Source organism: Gryllotalpicola kribbensis, from assembly GCF_039538245.1.
GTDB lineage: Bacteria > Actinomycetota > Actinomycetes > Actinomycetales > Microbacteriaceae > Gryllotalpicola > Gryllotalpicola kribbensis.
This window is the reverse complement of sequence record NZ_BAABBX010000006.1, coordinates 33,963-49,193: the sequence shown is the minus strand read 5'-3', so window position 1 is coordinate 49,193 and position 15,231 is coordinate 33,963. Positions and strand designations below refer to the sequence as shown.

At 73.5% G+C, this 15,231-nt stretch carries 16 protein-coding genes; 6 read left to right on the top strand and 10 right to left on the bottom strand.

Annotated features, from left to right (window positions below; translation table 11 throughout):
- The first annotated feature begins 8 nt into the window (after positions 1 to 8).
- Positions 9 to 233 (top strand): hypothetical protein, encoded by a 225-nt coding sequence (locus tag ABD716_RS04910; RefSeq protein WP_344774415.1) that lies wholly within the window; start codon positions 9 to 11, stop codon positions 231 to 233.
- A 56-nt stretch (positions 234 to 289) separates the two neighbouring features.
- Here the strand turns inward: ABD716_RS04910 and ABD716_RS04905 are convergent, their stop codons facing one another.
- The 4 genes from ABD716_RS04905 to ABD716_RS04890 all read right to left on the bottom strand — a co-directional run bounded on the left by ABD716_RS04905 (position 290) and on the right by ABD716_RS04890 (position 3,447).
- Positions 290 to 847, bottom strand: a complete 558-nt coding sequence (locus tag ABD716_RS04905; protein ID WP_344774413.1) for an isochorismatase family protein — start codon at positions 845 to 847, stop codon at positions 290 to 292.
- 50 nt (positions 848 to 897) lie between these two features.
- Positions 898 to 2,298, bottom strand: a complete 1,401-nt coding sequence (locus tag ABD716_RS04900; protein WP_344774411.1) for an MFS transporter — start codon at positions 2,296 to 2,298, stop codon at positions 898 to 900.
- Between the two features lie 77 nt (positions 2,299 to 2,375).
- Positions 2,376 to 2,810 carry a MarR family winged helix-turn-helix transcriptional regulator gene (locus tag ABD716_RS04895; protein WP_344774409.1) on the bottom strand — a complete coding sequence of 145 codons (435 nt, stop codon included), beginning with the start codon at positions 2,808 to 2,810 and terminating at the stop codon, positions 2,376 to 2,378.
- Positions 2,811 to 2,952: 142 nt separating this feature from the next.
- The gene (locus tag ABD716_RS04890) at positions 2,953 to 3,447 is read right to left on the bottom strand and encodes a YciE/YciF ferroxidase family protein (RefSeq protein ID WP_344774407.1); all 495 of its coding nucleotides are present in this window, start codon (positions 3,445 to 3,447) and stop codon (positions 2,953 to 2,955) included.
- 59 nt (positions 3,448 to 3,506) lie between these two features.
- Between ABD716_RS04890 and ABD716_RS04885 the strand changes: the two genes are divergently transcribed.
- Together ABD716_RS04885 and ABD716_RS04880 are read left to right on the top strand one after the other, a co-directional pair.
- Entirely contained in the window at positions 3,507 to 3,947 is a 441-nt protein-coding gene (locus tag ABD716_RS04885) for an SRPBCC family protein (protein ID WP_344774405.1), read from the top strand.
- Positions 3,944 to 4,990, top strand: a complete 1,047-nt coding sequence (locus tag ABD716_RS04880) for an SDR family oxidoreductase (protein ID WP_344774403.1) — start codon at positions 3,944 to 3,946, stop codon at positions 4,988 to 4,990. Before ABD716_RS04885 ends, ABD716_RS04880 begins: the two co-directional genes overlap by 4 nt.
- 26 nt (positions 4,991 to 5,016) lie before the next feature.
- Here the strand turns inward: ABD716_RS04880 and ABD716_RS04875 are convergent, their stop codons facing one another.
- On the bottom strand, positions 5,017 to 6,594 hold the full coding sequence (locus ABD716_RS04875) for an alpha-amylase family glycosyl hydrolase (protein ID WP_344774401.1): 1,578 nt from the start codon (positions 6,592 to 6,594) through the stop codon (positions 5,017 to 5,019).
- A 152-nt stretch (positions 6,595 to 6,746) separates the two neighbouring features.
- Between ABD716_RS04875 and ABD716_RS04870 the strand changes: the two genes are divergently transcribed.
- Positions 6,747 to 7,085, top strand: coding sequence for a DUF7882 family protein (locus tag ABD716_RS04870; protein WP_344774399.1), 339 nt, complete (start codon positions 6,747 to 6,749; stop codon positions 7,083 to 7,085).
- Positions 7,086 to 7,130: 45 nt separating this feature from the next.
- A complete protein-coding gene (locus tag ABD716_RS04865) occupies positions 7,131 to 7,832 on the top strand; it encodes a GAF and ANTAR domain-containing protein (RefSeq protein WP_344774397.1) in 702 nt (233 codons plus the stop codon).
- Between the two features lie 3 nt (positions 7,833 to 7,835).
- Here ABD716_RS04865 and rfaE2 read toward each other — a convergent pair whose 3' ends face one another.
- Positions 7,836 to 10,466, bottom strand: coding sequence for a D-glycero-beta-D-manno-heptose 1-phosphate adenylyltransferase (gene rfaE2 / locus ABD716_RS04860; RefSeq protein WP_344774394.1), 2,631 nt, complete (start codon positions 10,464 to 10,466; stop codon positions 7,836 to 7,838).
- Positions 10,459 to 11,874 (bottom strand): aldehyde dehydrogenase family protein, encoded by a 1,416-nt coding sequence (locus tag ABD716_RS04855; protein ID WP_344774391.1) that lies wholly within the window; start codon positions 11,872 to 11,874, stop codon positions 10,459 to 10,461. Before ABD716_RS04855 ends, rfaE2 begins: the two co-directional genes overlap by 8 nt.
- 35 nt (positions 11,875 to 11,909) lie before the next feature.
- Here ABD716_RS04855 and ABD716_RS04850 point away from each other — a divergent pair, with 35 nt between their 5' ends.
- Positions 11,910 to 13,001: a glycosyltransferase family 9 protein gene (locus ABD716_RS04850; protein ID WP_344774390.1), complete on the top strand. Its 1,092-nt coding sequence runs from the start codon at positions 11,910 to 11,912 to the stop codon at positions 12,999 to 13,001.
- An 11-nt stretch (positions 13,002 to 13,012) separates the two neighbouring features.
- Here ABD716_RS04850 and ABD716_RS04845 read toward each other — a convergent pair whose 3' ends face one another.
- The 3 genes from ABD716_RS04845 to ABD716_RS04835 are packed head-to-tail and all read right to left on the bottom strand — an operon-like array spanning position 13,013 to position 15,224.
- Positions 13,013 to 13,711, bottom strand: coding sequence for an SDR family oxidoreductase (locus tag ABD716_RS04845; protein ID WP_344774388.1), 699 nt, complete (start codon positions 13,709 to 13,711; stop codon positions 13,013 to 13,015).
- Entirely contained in the window at positions 13,708 to 14,619 is a 912-nt protein-coding gene (locus ABD716_RS04840) for a bifunctional heptose 7-phosphate kinase/heptose 1-phosphate adenyltransferase (protein WP_344774386.1), read from the bottom strand. The genes ABD716_RS04845 and ABD716_RS04840 overlap by 4 nt, the downstream gene beginning before the upstream one ends.
- A complete protein-coding gene (locus ABD716_RS04835) occupies positions 14,616 to 15,224 on the bottom strand; it encodes a D-sedoheptulose-7-phosphate isomerase (RefSeq protein WP_425553385.1) in 609 nt (202 codons plus the stop codon). The genes ABD716_RS04840 and ABD716_RS04835 overlap by 4 nt, the downstream gene beginning before the upstream one ends.
- Positions 15,225 to 15,231: the final 7 nt, after the last annotated feature.

Here is a 15,231-nt window from a genome sequence, read left to right as displayed (position 1 = left end):
AGGCGGCCATGACGGACATCCCCAGGGACATCGCCGACGACGGCGCCGAGCACTCCGATGAGGAGACGATCGAGCGCATCGCGGCCGACGTTCTCGACGAGATCGAGCACGGACGCGTGCGCGGCGACACGGCGACGCTCATCGGCGAGCGGCTGGAGGCCGTCGGCATCCGCTTGCGCAGCGAGGCGATCGAGTCGATCGCCGAGGATCTCGAGGAGCAGGCGTCACGGTAGCGGTCTGGCCGGCCTGTTGACGCCCCGCGGGGCGGTCTGCGGTCTGCGATCGCCGGTCAGGCGTCCAGCGCGGCGATGATCTCCGCGATCGTGCCGGTTTCGGCAATGCGCGGGAAGGTGTGAGCAAGCGCGTGGTGGTGCGCAGCCTCGTCGACGTCGGTGATGCCGTCGGTCGCGATCGTGACGTGGAAGCCGTGGTCATAGGCGGCGCGGGCGGTGGACTCGACGGCTTGGCTGGTCGAGACGCCGGTGAGCACGATCTGGGTGATGCCGCGTTCGTCGAGGTCGTCGAGCAGGCCGGTGCGGCCGAGAGCCCCCCAGCTGTTCTTCGTGACCGTGTGGTCGCTTTCGGCGGCGCGCAGCTCGGGCAGGAACTGCGTGTACTCGTCGGGGAGCGTGAGGCCTGCCGGGTCGCCGGCGTCCGTGCGCCCGGGGGCGGTGCCGGCGACGCGCACGAGGACGACGGGGCGTGCGTGGGCGCGGAAGGCGTCGGCGAGTTCCGCCACCCGCGCGGCGACGGCGGGGACCGGCTCGATGGCCGGAGCGGCGGCCGCTGCCGCTTGGAGATCGAGGACGATGAGGGTGGCGCTCGCGTCGATTGCGGTGATGGTCATGGTTGTCTCCGTACGTGAGTGGTGAGGGGCACAGGCGTTTGTCGTGAGGGTCACGCGGCCGCAGCGGCGGTGCGCCCGAGCGTGCGGTCGAAGATCGAGATGCCGAGGAGGACGAGGCTGCAGCCGACCATGATCCAGGCGATGGTCGTGACGCCGCTGTCGCTCACCGAGGTGCGGTAGACGATGCCCGTCACAGCGGAGGAGGCGATGGAGCCCAGGTAGCCGAAGGAGCGCATGAGACCGGATGCGGTGCCGAGCTGCTCGGCGGTGGCCTGGCTGTAGAGGGCGAGCTGGTTGCTGCTCGCCGCGCCCTGCGCGAAGCCGAGCAGGATGGTGACGGCGAGCGTCATCACCAGCCAGGCCGGGGTGGGCAGGAAGAGCGCGCTGATGGCGGCGGCGATGCACGCGACGGCCGCGCCGATGATCGGACCGCGGACGAGGTTGCGGCGCGAGAACGGCACGACCACGACGCCGGAGATGACGGTCATCGGGATCAAGAGGAGGCCCGCGCCCAGCTCCGACATCCCCTGGGATGCCTCGAGCCATTGCGTGATGCCGTAGAGGACCACGTAACCGCAGAGCATGACCAGACCGAACCTGACGAGGGTGCGGGTGAGAGCCCCGTTGCGGCCCAGCAGCCGGACATCGAAGAACGGGGACCTCGCGCGCAGCTCCCACCAGATCTCCAGCGCCCAGAGCACGATCGTGGCCGCGAGCAGCGCCCAGTTCGGCTTCGGAAGGCTGGAGAGGAAGAGCAGGAGGCTCGTCATCGACAGTGCGAACCCGATGATTCCCGTCACATCGAGATCGGACGCGATGCGTCGTGCAGAGCGTTGCTCGATGGCCGCATCGCGGGGCACCCACATGAGGGTCGCGATGAGAGCGATCAGGGCGACGGGGACGTTGACGAGAAAGACGGAGCGCCAACCGAGGAACTGCACGAGGACGCCCCCGATGGGGAGTCCGAGCGAGGCAGTGGCGACGCCGGCGATCATGAGGCCGCCGAGCACGCCGCCTGGCGGCTTCTCCAGCCCCGCCGCGCGGGCACGGCGGCGGATCAGGACCATCGCCGTCGGGTACGCGCAGGACGTGCCGAGGCCGATCAGGACGCGACTGACGATCAGTCCGAGCAGACCGGGAGCGACCCCGCCGACGACGCCACCGGCCAGCACGAGCAGGATGCCCGTGAGGAACACGCGCCGCGGCCCGAACACCTCGGCCGCCTTGCCGGCGGTGGGCTGTGCGATCGCGCTGGCGAGGTAGAGCGCCGAGACGAGCGCGGCCGTCTGGCCGATCGAGACGTGCACTCCGGCCGCGATCGGCACCAAGGCCGTCGCGATCAGAGAGCTGTTGATCGGGTTCAGCGCCGAGCCGATGTACAGCGGGGTGGTGAACCGCCAGTTGAACGGCTTGCTCGCGAGAGGCGGCGAGGCGGTCATTGCGTCAGACATAAAGCACTCCTGGGCGTCACGAGGGCGCGCTCGGTAGCGGACGGCCATGCGGCGCCCGTTGATGAAGGAAGAATCGGCTAGAGGTACTGGGCGACGCGCTCGATGAGCGGCGCCGCGTCGTGGATGAGGCGGATCTCGGCGGGAGTGAGATGATCGCGCAGGGCCGCGGCGATGCTGCTGGTCGCGGCATCCCGGATGTCGTGCAGCTGACGCGCACCGGCTGCCGTCAACGACAGCACGAAGCGGCGCCCGTCTTCAGGGTCGGGGCGGCGCTCGATGAAGCCGCGGGCTTCCAGCGACGCGACGGTCGAGCCCATCGTCTGCGGCGTGACCTGGTCCCACCGGGCGAGACCTGCGATGCTGTCGGGGCCGTTGCGGTCGAGGCGCGAAAGCACAGATGACTCCGGCGCACTCAGATCGGTGGAGCGGTTGTTGCGCATACGCCGCTTCACCTGGCTCACCGCCCGACGAAGCTCGGCTGCGGTCGCTTCCACGTCGATCTCATCCCGCATATTCAGAAGACTACACTTGCAAGGCATATCTTGCAAGATTTACCTTCCTAAATGCGCGTCGGCGGGTCGAGAGCGGTGCCGCGAGCGCCAGACGGCAGAAGAGGAGGGGCGGCTGCGCCGCCCCTCCTCTTCCGTATGCGCCTCAGGCCGCAGCCAAGGCCGTCGCGAGCTTCCGCGCCGCCTGCGTCAGCTCCTCGCTGGTGTGCTGCTCTTCCTCGAGGTTCTGCTTCAGCAGCTCGACGACGCCCGTCAGGCCGAGCGACTCCGCGGCGATGCACAGGCTCTGGTACGCCGCGATCTCGTAGTGCTCGGTGCTGAGGGCGGCCGAGAGCACGACGCTGTCGACGAGCCGCTTGTCGGTCTTGGCGACGAGCGCCGTGCCCTCTTTCATGAGCCCCTTCGTCGTCGGCGACGGTGAGCGGTCGGGCTCTTTGCCGATCAGCTGGAACGCCTGCTCGAGGTTGGCGATCTGCTGCTGCGTCTCCTGCTGGTGGTGCAGCAGCTGCTGCTTCACCTCGACGCCCTGGGCCGCCACCTCGAGCTCGCGCAGCATCGTGAGCGAGTCGTCTTCCATGGTCAGGGCCGAGCCGAGCTGGTACTCGAAGAGGTCCCGCGGTGTGCTGAAGTGCTCGAACATGTTCGCTCCTTCCGTTGCGGTATCGGTGCCCACCGGCCCACCTGGGTATTCGGAAGGGCATGACCGTCGCCTACCGTTTGGTGCACGCCACGCCCGAGGCCGTGTTCGGCGTGCTCGAAGACCCCTGGACCTACCCGTCGTGGGTCGTCGGAGCCTCGCGCGCCCGCGCCGTCGAGGGGGAGTGGCCGGCGCCGGGCGCCGCCCTGCACCACTCCTTCGGGCTCTGGCCCGCCGTCATCGACGACCTGACGACCGTGCGCGAGTGGGATGCCCCGCGGCACGCCGTGCTGGAGGCCCACGGCAGCTTCCTCGGCAAGGCGGTCGTGCAATTCGACGTGAAGCCGCGAGCCGCGGGCTGCGTGGTGCGCATGTACGAGGACGCGATCTCGGGGCCGGGGATGCTGGTGCCGAAACCCGCCCGCGACGTGCTCGGCTTCCCCCGCACCGTCGAGGCGCTCAAACGACTGGCCTTCCTCGCCGAGAAGAAGGATCGGCCGTGAGCGGGGCCCGGACCCCTCTGCGCAGATCGCAGAGCAGGAATCCGCGCGGCGTCGCCGTCGTCACCGGCGGCTCGGCCGGCCTCGGCCGCGCCATCGTGCGAGAGCTCGCCGCGCGCGGCTGGGACGTGGCCGTGCTCGCGCGCGGCCTCGACGGGCTCGCCGGGGCCGCCCACGACGTCGAACTGGCCGGGCGCCGTGCGCTCGCCGTGGAGACCGACGTCGCCGAGTGGGGTCAGGTCGAGGCGGCCGCCGCCCGCGTCGAGAGCGAGCTCGGGCCCATCGAACTGTGGGTGAACAACGCCATGACGGGGGTGTTCGGCGAGTTCCTCGACGCATTGCCCGAGGACTACGAGCGCGTCACGCGCGTCGTGTACCTGGGCACGGTGAACGGTACCCGCGCCGCCCTCAGCCGCATGAAGCCGCGTGATCGCGGCCACATCATCCAGATCGGGTCGGCGCTCGCGCACCGGGGCATCCCGTTGCAGGCCGCGTACTGCGGCGCGAAGCACGCCATCACCGGCTTCACCGAGTCCGTGCTGGTGGAGCTGCTGCACGATCGCTCGCACGTGAAGCTGTCGCAGGTCGACATGCCGGCGCTCAACACGATCCAGTTCGACTGGGTGAAGTCGTCGCTGCCCGAGCACCCGCAGCCGGTGCCGCCCGTCTACCAGCCGGAAGCCGGCGCCCGGGTCGTCGCGGATGTGGCCGAGCGCCCCAAGCGGCGCACCTGGGCCGGCGGCCCGACGGTGCTCACCGTGCTGGGCAGCCGGGCGGCGAGCCGCGTCGCCGACGCCTACCTCGCGCGCACCGGCTACGCGGGGCAGCAGGCTCCGGACAAGGGCAGCCGGCCCGGTCTGCCGAGCAACCTCTATGAGCCGGTGCCCGGCGATCACGGGGCGCACGGGGTGTTCGACGACCGCTCGATCGCCGACTCGCCGCAGCTGTGGGCGCTGCGGCACGAGCGCACCCTGGCCGGGGCCGCGGCGGCCGCCGTGGCCGCGGGGGCGGCCGCGGTGATCGCCGCGGTCGCCCGCCGCTCATAGCTCCTGGCCGGGCGGCCCGTCGGCAGCTATGAACGCCGCAGCCAGGCGAAGCCGTACGGCCCGAGGCGGTGGCCGTTCCAGCGCTCGGCGAGCACGGGCTCGGCGCCGTAGGCCTCGAACACCTCGGCCGGGGTGCTGCCGAGGTTGTGCACGGTCAGGTAGCCGTCGGCGCTGAGCGCGAGCACCGAGGGGGAGTTCGGCAGCGGGTGCCGCTTCATCGGCAGCGTCGCGAGCCCGATGCGGCGCCGCAGCTGCGCGAGGCTGCGCGTGAGCGCGAGGGGTGAGCCCGGGTCCGCCGCCTGCGCCCGGGCGTTGACCCGGCGGAAGTCGTAGGGGCCGCTGTGCTGCGCCGGCAGGATCAGCGGGGCATCCGGGGCCCGCGTGAAGCCCCCGGTGCGCGCCGCAGACCACTGCATCACGGGGCGGCATGCATCGCGCCCGTCGACGCTCAGGTCGTCGCCGATGCCGAGCTCCTGCCCGTACATCAGAAGGGGCGCGCCGGGCAGCGCGAACAGCAGGCTGAGCGTCATGCGGAAGCGGCGCTCGTCGCCCATCATCGGAGCCCAGCCGCGGCGCAGGCCGCGCCCGTACAGGAACGCGTCGGGGCCGCCGCCGAAGACCGCGAACACCTCCTGGCGCTCGCTGTCGGTGAGCTGATCGAGGTCGAGCTCATCGACGTTGCGCACGAAGTTGAGGCGGGCGGATGCCGCAACGGCGCGGTCGAGCTCGTCGAGCGCCCCGTGCAGCGGCGCCGCCTGCTCGCGGGCGAGCGCGAGGAACATCGCGTTGTTCAGCGAGAAGTCGAGCACGGCGTCGACCCGCCGATGGTCGGCGAGCACGGCGAGCTCGTCGGCGCCGACGTCGGCCTCGGCGACCAGCGCCACATCGCTGCGCACCTCGCTGAGCCGCTCGCGCAGCCGGTCGTAGAACCGGGCGGGGTCCGCGCCCGTGCCCTCCGTCGGCTTCGACCGCATGGCCGGCATCGCGGCGTCGAGGCGGAACCCGTCGACGCCGCGCCGCAGCCATACCGTCGCGACCCGCACGAGCTCGTCGAAGACGTCGTCGTTCGCGCGGTTGAGGTCGGGCTGGAACCCGTAGAACTGGTGGTGGTACCAGGCGCCGGCCTCGTCGTCGAAGGCCCAGACGCTGTCCTCCTCGCCGGGGAAGACGGGCCCGTCGCCGGGGGCGTCGAGCGGCTCGTCCGCCCAGATGTAGTAGGCGCCGGTGCGCGAGTGCCGATCGCGTCGCGCGGCCTGGAACCACGGGTGGCGCTCCGAGGTGTGGTGCAGGACGAGGTCGAGCATGACGCGGATGCCGCGGGCGTGGCATCCCTCGACCAGCTTCGCGAAATCCTCCAGCGTGCCGAAGCGCGCGTCGATGCCCTCGTGGTCGTCGACGTCGTAGCCGTTGTCGCGGCGCAGGCTCGGGTAGATCGGCAGCAGCCACAGCCAGTCAGCGCCGAGGGCGGCGATGTGATCGAGCCGCCCCGTGATGCCGGGCAGGTCGCCGATGCCGTCGTCGTCGGAATCCTGGAAACGCGAGGGATCGACACCGTAGACCAGGCCCTGCGGCGGCCAGGCGCGACTTCTGGGACGTGCGGTCACATGGCTCACACAGGGGCGTTACCCGGGCGCTCGCGGTCGCCAATCGCCGTGCATCAAGCGAATCGTTTTCCGCGTGCTAATTTCTGAGCATCGGCCTCGTCGGCGCCGCTTCGGCGCCCCACCCCCTCGTGGGCCGGTTGGGGAGTTTTTGCATGGGAACACTCATTTACGGCGATTCGGGCCGGTTCGAGATCGACGACCGCACGCTCGCGCACGTCAAGATCGCCATCACGACGAAGCTGCGCCGACAGGAGAGCTTCCTGCTCAACTGGACCGTCCCTGCCGACCAGGGCTCGGGTCGCGTGAGCATCTGGCTCTCGCCGGCGATTCCGCTGCAGTTCATCTTCTCGGCGCCGAAGCCGCCCGAGCTGAGCCGGCCGTGGCTCGAGGCGCTCGAGCGCTCTTCGCACGGAATCCGCGGCATGGTGCTGCTGCACGAGAACGAGGTCTCCGACTACCTGAACGCCGCCGGCGCGGCCGTGGCGCCGTAGTCAAGCCCCTTATCCCGATCGCTGCGACGTCCGTACTCTGACGTCGTGCTTACCCTCGACGACGACAACTTCGCAGACGTGGCCGATGAGCTCTATGCCCTGGGCGACGCGTCCCGGGTCGCCGATGCCATCGCCCGGATCGGGCGCGAGGCCGTCGGCTGCGACACGGCCGCGGTCAGCATCGTGACCTCAGGCCAGCGGCTGCAGCCGGCCGCCGGCACCTCACGCGAGGCGTTCCGGGCCGTCGAGCTGCAGAGCGCACTGGGCGAGGGGCCGGGGCGCACGGCGGTGCGCAGCTGCGTTCCTGAGGGGAGCGACGATCTCGGCGCAGAGGACCGCTGGCCGATGTGGTCGAATGCGGTCGCCGAGATGGGCCTCGCCAGCAGCCTCGCCGTGCCGCTGCACGAGCGCGGCCGGGTGTTCGCGGTGCTGCACCTGTACTCGGAGCGCCCCGGGGCGTTCGACGCCGGCCGCGTCTCGCTCGCGAGTCTGCTCGCACGCCGCTCGGCGGTCGCGCTGGCCGCCGTGACGCGCACCGAGCACCTCAAGCGGGCGGTGGATTCCCGCACCGTGATCGGCCAGGCCGAGGGCATCCTGATGGAGCGCTTCGGCCTCGACGCCGACACCGCGTTCTCGGTGCTGCGCCGCTACTCGCAGCAGGGCAATCTCAAGCTGCACGACGTCGCCGAGCGCGTCGTGCGCACCCGAGAGCTGCCGGGGCTCGATCTCACGGCGGCGGCGTCGTAGCGGCTAGCCCTGCGGCCCGTCCTCACCGCCCGTGAGCTCGATCAGCGCGCGGCGCACGGCCGTCGGGCCGTTGTAGTCCTGCTCCGGCATCCGGCTCAGCAGCTCGAGGGCGGCGTCGTCGGCACCGCGCTCGCGCGCACGGTCGAGCAGCGCAGAGAGGTTGGCCGGGTAGATCTGCCCGGCCACGTACTGGAGGGCCTCGTCGGGGCTCGGGGTGTCGCTCATCGTGTCGATCCTTTCCTTCGCGTCGTGGCCGCGCTCGGGCACGGTCGTCGGCGCCTCGAGGTGCACCGCGCCCGAGGGCACGATGCCCGCCCCGCCGCGTCGCTCCATCACCCGCCACTGCGCGACGACGTCCTCGCCCGAGTGCTCCTCGTCGAGCGAGCGCCAGAACCGGAATCCGCCCGCCTCGACGAGAGCCGCGCGCTCGTAGAGCACGCAGCCGCCCACCCAGGCGACCTTGTAGGGCACCCAGTCGGGCGGCGCGAGCTTCAGCCCCTGCGCGACGTGAGCGAGGTTCGCGGCGTTGTGCAGCGGCCAGCGCTCGTACTGCGGCGCGCCCGAGCGCACGCGCTCGGGCTCTGCCGGCCCGGGCCACGGCTCGAACGCCGCGGTCTCGTCCGGCCGCTCGTCGCCCAGGAAACTGAGGCCCTGCACCGCCTCGCCGACGAAGCCGCTGCCGAGTTTCCGGCGCGCCTCGACGAGCCGTGCGAGCTGGCCGGGCTCGAGCCAGACGTCGTCGTCGAGGAAGAGCACCTCGGTCACGCCCGGCGCGGTGCGCAGCGAATGCTCGAGAAGCCGCTCGCGGTGCTCGGCGAGTCCGCGGCGGGGCAGGCTGCGCAGGCGGTCGACGGGGTGCCCCTGTGCCTCGAGCACCCGCAGCATCGCAGCGGCCGCGGGGTGCTCCCAGTCGGGCGCGCCGTCGCTCTGATCGCTCACGACGACTCGGAACGCGGGGTCGTCCTGCGCAGCCAGCCCCGCGAGCGTGACCGCCAGCTCGGCCGGGCGGTCGCGGGTCGGGATCAGCACGTCGAGCGTGCCGCCCGACGCCGGCTCGCCAGAGGCCCAGCGCTCGCTGCCGCGTCGCGCGCGCGTCGGGGCGGCGGGGACGTCGCTGCCGCCGGCACCGCGGGCGCCGCCGGCACCGCGGGCGCCGCCGGCACCGGATGCGCGGGCCGCGCTCGGCGCGCTCTTGATCTTCTCGACGAGCTCGGTCGTGGAGTGGTCGCGCACATAGCCGAGCAGGCGCACCTCGCCGCCGTAGCCGCGCACGATCTCGGCCTCGGCGAGCATCGCCTCGGTGTAGTCGCCGCCCTTGACGTAGACGTCGGGTCGCAGCGACTCGATGAGCGCGGCGGGCGTCGCGTCGTCGAAGATCGTGACGAGGTCGACGGATGCGAGCTCGGCCAGCACCTCCGCCCGGTCGCGCTCGGGGTTGATCGGCCGCTCGGGGCCCTTCAGCCGGCGCACCGAGGCGTCGGCGTTGACGGCGACGACGAGCAGGTCGCCCGCGGCGCGCGCCTCGGCGAGATAGCTCGCGTGCCCGCGGTGCAGGATGTCGAAGACTCCGTTCGTGAAGACGATGCGGCGGCCGCGCCGGCGGTGGGCGGCGACGACCTCGCGAAGCCGCTCGTGATCGGCGATCACGCCGGTGCACGCGAGCGCCAGGTCCTCGCCGGTGCAGCAGCTGGTGCCGGGGCTCGAGACGACAAGCTCGGCCGCGCACTGGGCGAAGCGCGTCGCCTCGTCGAGCCCGGTGCCGACGGCGACCGCGGCGGTGAGGGCCGCCGTGAAGGTGTCGCCCGCACCTGAGGCCTGGTGCGCGGGGCCGGGAACGGCATAGGTGTCGACGGGCGGCTCAGAGCCGACGGGAAGCGCGCTCGCGCCGTCGCGGTCGAGGGTCACGACCGCGGCGCGGCGGGCGCCCGAACGGGCGATGAGGTCGTCGCGGCGCGCGGCGATCCAGGCGCGGCGGGGCTCGCCGCCCGGCGCCCAGCGGGTGCCGAGCAGGCGCTCGGCCTCGGCGAAGTCGGGGGTGACGAGGTCGGGGGATACCGGCTGCCACGCCGCCAGGTCATGGGCGTCCACGACCAGCAGCGCGGGGTGCTCGCCCTGCGAGAGCGCCGCGTGCGCGGCATCCGCCGTGCCCATGCCGTAGTCGCACACGACGATCGCCGCCGCGTGCTCGCACGCCCGCGCGAACGCGGCGGCGACTCCGGGCACGGGGCCGCCCTCGGCCGCCGCGGCGCCCTCGTCGACACGCAGCAGGACGGAGTCGTGCGCGACGAGCCGCGTCTTGCGCGGGGTGCGCACCCCCGCGTCGCGCACGACGAAGGCGGTGTCCACCCCCGCGTCGGCGAGCAGCTCGAGCAGCCGATCGCCCGCCTCGTCGCGCCCCAGGGCGCCCACCATGCGCACCTCGGCGCCGAGGCCGGCCAGATTGACCGCGGTGTTCGCGGCGCCGCCCGCGGCGAGGTGGTGCTCGCCGGCGTCGAGGACCGCGACGGGCGCCTCGCGGCTCAGCCGCTCGGCGGCGCCCTGCCACCAGTCGTCGAGGATGAGATCGCCGATGACGACGACCGTCGGGCGCGCCGCGGCGATGCGGTGCGCGAGCTCGTACTCGCGCTCAGCCATCGGCCCGCCCGCCCGGGGCGGCGAGGTGCACGACCTTCGCGATGCTCATCTCGTCGAGCAGCTCGGGGCCGTAGCCGTAGCCGGCGCCGCTGTCGCGCCGGGGGTGCGCGGAGCCGCCGGGGGCGCCACCGAAGACGTTGTTGATCTTGATCGTGCCGACGGGCAGCTCGGCGATGGCGAGCTCGGCATGGGCTATCTGAGGCGTGAGCACGGTGGCCGACAGGCCGTAGCGGTCATCGCCGGCGGCGATGAGCCCCTCGTCGAAGTCCTCGACGACCTGGATCGGGGCGACCGGCCCGAAGGTCTCTTCGCGCATGATCGCCATCTCCGGCGTGCAGCCGACGAGCACGGTCGCCGGGTAGTAGCAGCCGGGGCGGCGGTCGGGCTCGCCGCCGACGAGGGCGCGGGCGCCGTGCTCGAGGGCATCCTGCACCTGCTCGTCCACCTGCGCGCGCATGCGCTCGTCGACGAGCGGCGCGAGCTCGTGGTCGTCGTTGAGCTTCGCGGCGATCGCGCTGAGCTCGGCGATGAACTCGTCGGCGAGCTCGCGGTGCACATACACGCGCTCGACCGCCGTGCACAGCTGGCCGCTGTTCGTGAACGCCCCGCGGGCCGCCTCGCGGGCGCACCAGGCGGGGTCGAGGCCGGAATCGATGAGCAGCGCGTCGTTGCCGCCGTTCTCACGCACCACGTGCGCCCCACTGAGGCCCGCGAGCCGCGCGATCGCGCGGCCCGAGCTCGAGGAGCCGACGTGGGCGACGACGTCGACGAGCGGGTCGCCGACGAGCCGCGCCCCGACCTCGGGGCCGCCGGTCACGGTCTGGATGACGTCGGCGGGAAGCACCGAGGTGAGCAGGCTGCCGAGCCGCTGGCCGAGGTGCGGGCAGCGCTCGCTCGGCTTGTGGACGACGGCGTTGCCGGTCACGATCGCCGCGCCGATGAGCCCGCACGCGACCGCGACCGGGTCGTTCCACGGCGTGACGACGATCGCGACCCCGCGCGGCTCGAAGCGCGTGTAGTCGCTCGCCGTGCTCACGCCGGCGAGGCTGTGCCCGCGGTGCACGGGCCCCAGCTCGGCGTACTGGCGCAGCGTGTCGACGCCCGCGAGCACACCCGCTCGCGCGTCGGTCTCGTTGCGGCCGGTCTCGCGGCAGTTGAGCTCGGCGAGCTCGTCGACGTGCTCGGCGAGCACCTCCGCCGCCTCGCGCAGCAGCCGCCCGCGCGTCTCGGCCGGCGTCTGCGCCCACAGCGCCTGCGCGATGCGCGCGCCGTCGATCGCCTGCCGCAGCTCGCCGTCGGTCGCGCACCGCAGGGTGCCGACCAGCTCGCCGGTGCGCGGGTCGGTGATGGTCAGTTCTTCGACCCCGTCGCCGCGTCGGCCGAAGTCGGGGAATGCCAGAGTCGCCATGCCAGCCGGGTACCCCAGGGGCATAGCAGGCACACGTGCCGGGCACGTTCCCCAGCATGGAGCCGCACCCCCTCTTCCCCGACGTCCGCCGCATCGCCGTGCTGCGCGGAGGCGGCCTCGGCGATGTGCTCTTCGCCGTGCCCGCCCTGCATGCGCTGCATGCGGCGTACCCCGCGGCGCAGCTCGCGGTGCTGAGCAGCAGGCAGGGCGCGCTGCTTCCCGGCCGGCTGCCGTTTCCGGTCGAGGTGTGCGAGCTGCCGCGCGTCGCCGGGGTGCACGACGCGGGCACGAACGACGACGTCGCCGGATTCCTCGCCGCGCAGCGCGGCAGGCAGTACGACCTCGCGGTGCAGCTGCACGGCGGCGGCCGCAACTCGAACCCGTTCCTGCTCGCGCTCGGCGCGCGGCACACGGTCGGGGCGCGCACCCCGGACGCGCCGGCGCTCGAGCGCGGCTTCGGCTACGAGTACTTCCAGCACGAGTTCGTGCGCGGGCTCGAGGCGGCCGCGCTCGCCGGGGCGGCGCCCGTGATCCTGGAGCCCGCCCTGCGCGCGCTGCCGGGCGACCACGAGGCGGCGGCGGATGCCCTGCCTGCGCAGCCGGGCGAGAGACTCGTGGTGCTGCACCCCGGGGCGACCGACCCGCGGCGGCGCTGGCCGGCGGAGGGGTTCGGCCGGGTGGCCGCCCGGCTCGCGGCCGACGGCGCGCGGGTGGCCGTGGTGGGGGACGAGGGGGAGCGCGGGCTCGCGCGCGAGGTGTGCGCGCTCGCGGCATCCGATCGTGTCATCGACCTGGCGGGCGCGCTCGGCCTGCCCGCCCTCGTCGGCCTGCTCGCCCGCGCCGCGCTGCTCGTCGGGAACGACAGCGGCCCGCGGCATCTGGCCCAGGCGCTCGGCGCCGCGACGGCGTCGGTGTTCTGGGTCGGGAACGTCATCACGGCCGCGCCGCTCACTCGCGGGCGGCACCGGCTGCGCATCGCGGCGCGCACGGCGTGCCCCGTGTGCGGCGCCGACCAGTTCCAGGTCGGGTGGACGGCACCGCACTGCGGGCACGACGCCTCCTTCGTGGCGGAGGTGCGCGCCGAGGACGTGCTCGAGGACGCGCGGGCGCTGCTCGCGGCGAGCTGAGCAGCGGCCGGCTAGGGCCAGGACGGCTCGGACTCGTGCGCGATGAGCAGCTCGCGCACCTCGCAGCCGCGCGGTTGCGACAGCGCGAAGATCACCGCGCTGGCCGTATTGGCCGGGTCGTTCAGCTGCGCGTCGTCACCCGGCGCGTACTGCGCGTCGCGCCCGTCGAAGAAGTGCGTGCTCATGCCGCCGGGGATCAGGGTGGTCACCCCGACCTGCCCCGCGAGCTCGGCGGCCAGCGCCTGGCTGAACCCGACCACGCCGAACTTCGCGGCGCAGTAGGCGGTCGCGTCGCTCACCCCCTTGAGTGCAAGCGTCGACGCGACGGTGACGACCCGGCCGTGCGACTCGATGAGCGCGGGCACCGCGGCTCGCACGACCGCCGCCGTGCCGAGCAGGTTGATGCGGACGACCCGCTCCCACTCGTCGGTCGGGATGTCGGCGAGCCTGCCCGGCCGGTCGATGCCCGCCGCGGTCACGACGGCGTCGATTCCGCCGAGCTCCGCGCGCACGTCGGCGACCGCCTGCTCGACGGCGGCGGAGTCGGAGACATCGACCTGGCGCTGGGCCACGTCCGCCCGTTCGCTGGGGGCCCGGTCGAGCACCACGGGGGTCGCGCCGCGCGCCTGCAGGGCCGCCACGACGGCGGCCCCCAGACCCGAGGCGCCCCCGGTGACGATGACGCGGCCGTCGGCGGGAGTGGGAGTCATAGACGTTCCTTTCTCGAGGTGTTCGGGTCGGACTGCGGCGAGGGGGAGCGGAGCGCCGAGACGCCGCCCGCGGCGAGGAACTCACCCGTCGCCTCCATGGCGCGGCCGACCGCGGCCTTCACAGGGGCGCCCGCCGCGAGAGCCGCGGCGAGGGCCGAGGCGAAGCGGTCGCCCGCGCCGCAGCCGTCGGCGACGTCGACGGCGCGCGTCGGGAGCCGGTGGGCGGATTCGTCGTGCAGCAGCACGCCGTCGGCGCCGAGGGTGATCGCGACGGCCTGCGGCTCCCACTCGTCGAGCAGCGCGCGGGCGGCCCGCACCACGTCGGCGGTGCCGGTGAAGCCGGTCGCCTCAGAGCGATTCGGCGTCGCGATCGCCACCCCGCGCACGGGCGCCGTGCCGCGCGGGTGCGGATCCCACACGATGGGCAGCTGCTCGACGCGCGCGGCGAGGGCCGAGCGGATGCCCGCATCGGCGGTCATCCCGCGCCCGTAGTCCGCCACCACGATGGCGTCCGCATCCTCGAGCGCCGCGAGCTGATCGGCCGTCACGGTCGGCGGCGGCGGGGCCGCGCAGCCCGTGTCGATGCGGGCGACCGTCGTGTCGCCGGCGCGCAGGCGCGTCTTCACGGGCGTCGGGGCGCCGGAGGGCGCGGCGATCAGGTCGAGGTCGCCGATGAGTGCGCGCAGGCGGTCCGCCGAGGCATCCGCCCCCATCGCGGCCACGAGGCGCACCTCGTGACCGTCCGCGCGCAAGAGGGTCGCGACGAGCCCGGCCCCGCCGGCACGCGCGCTCTCGCTCGTCACGTCGACGATCGGGTTGCCGCCGTCGGGCGCGGCGCGCTGACTCGGCCCCCAGAGGTCGACGTCGAGCAGCAGGTCGCCGACCACGACGATGCGGGCGGCGCTCATGGGGCATCCCCCGCGTGCCAGGCGGCGACGGCCGCGTCGAAGGCGCGGCAGAGCGCATGCACGGCGATCAGATGGCCCTCCTGCGCGTGCGGTGAGCTCGTGGCCAGCGCGACCGCGTCGTCGCTCGCCTCGGTGAGCGGATTCGGCCCGGGGCCGGTCATGCACCACACGGTGACGCGCCCGCGGCGCGCCGCGGCGGCCGCCTCGAGGAGGTTCGGGCTCTGGCCGCTCGTCGAGAGCAGCATGAGCACGTCGCCAGCTCGTCCGTGGGCCTCGACCTGCCGGGCGAAGAGCTGCTCGAAGCCGTAGTCGTTGCCGATCGCGGTGAGGCTCGAGGTCTCGGCCGTGAGGGCGATCGCCGAGAAGGCGCGGCGCTCGCCCTGGAAGCGGCCGACCAGCTCGGCCGCGAGATGCTGGGCCTCGGCCGCCGACCCGCCGTTGCCCGCGACGAGCAGGCGCTGCCCGCGCAGCAGCCGGCGGGCGAGGTCGACGCCCCAGCGGCCGATGCGGTCGGCGTTGCGGCCGAGCTCGGCCTCGAGAACCGCCAGGTCGGCGAAGTGCTCGCCGACGCCGTCGCGCGCCCGCGCGGTGCGCCGGGTCTCGATCGTCACG

Bases quoted from the DNA above. Each gene is read 5' to 3' on its own strand.
- ABD716_RS04910 (WP_344774415.1), top strand. From the start codon at position 9: ATGACGGACATCCCCAGGGACATCGCCGACGACGGCGCCGAGCACTCC.
- ABD716_RS04905 (WP_344774413.1), bottom strand. From the start codon at position 847: ATGACCATCACCGCAATCGACGCGAGCGCCACCCTCATCGTCCTCGAT.
- ABD716_RS04900 (WP_344774411.1), bottom strand. From the start codon at position 2,298: ATGTCTGACGCAATGACCGCCTCGCCGCCTCTCGCGAGCAAGCCGTTC.
- ABD716_RS04895 (WP_344774409.1), bottom strand. From the start codon at position 2,810: ATGCGGGATGAGATCGACGTGGAAGCGACCGCAGCCGAGCTTCGTCGG.
- ABD716_RS04890 (WP_344774407.1), bottom strand. From the start codon at position 3,447: ATGTTCGAGCACTTCAGCACACCGCGGGACCTCTTCGAGTACCAGCTC.
- ABD716_RS04885 (WP_344774405.1), top strand. From the start codon at position 3,507: ATGACCGTCGCCTACCGTTTGGTGCACGCCACGCCCGAGGCCGTGTTC.
- ABD716_RS04870 (WP_344774399.1), top strand. From the start codon at position 6,747: ATGGGAACACTCATTTACGGCGATTCGGGCCGGTTCGAGATCGACGAC.
- rfaE2 (WP_344774394.1), bottom strand. From the start codon at position 10,466: ATGGCTGAGCGCGAGTACGAGCTCGCGCACCGCATCGCCGCGGCGCGC.
- ABD716_RS04855 (WP_344774391.1), bottom strand. From the start codon at position 11,874: ATGGCGACTCTGGCATTCCCCGACTTCGGCCGACGCGGCGACGGGGTC.
- ABD716_RS04845 (WP_344774388.1), bottom strand. From the start codon at position 13,711: ATGACTCCCACTCCCGCCGACGGCCGCGTCATCGTCACCGGGGGCGCC.
- ABD716_RS04840 (WP_344774386.1), bottom strand. From the start codon at position 14,619: ATGAGCGCCGCCCGCATCGTCGTGGTCGGCGACCTGCTGCTCGACGTC.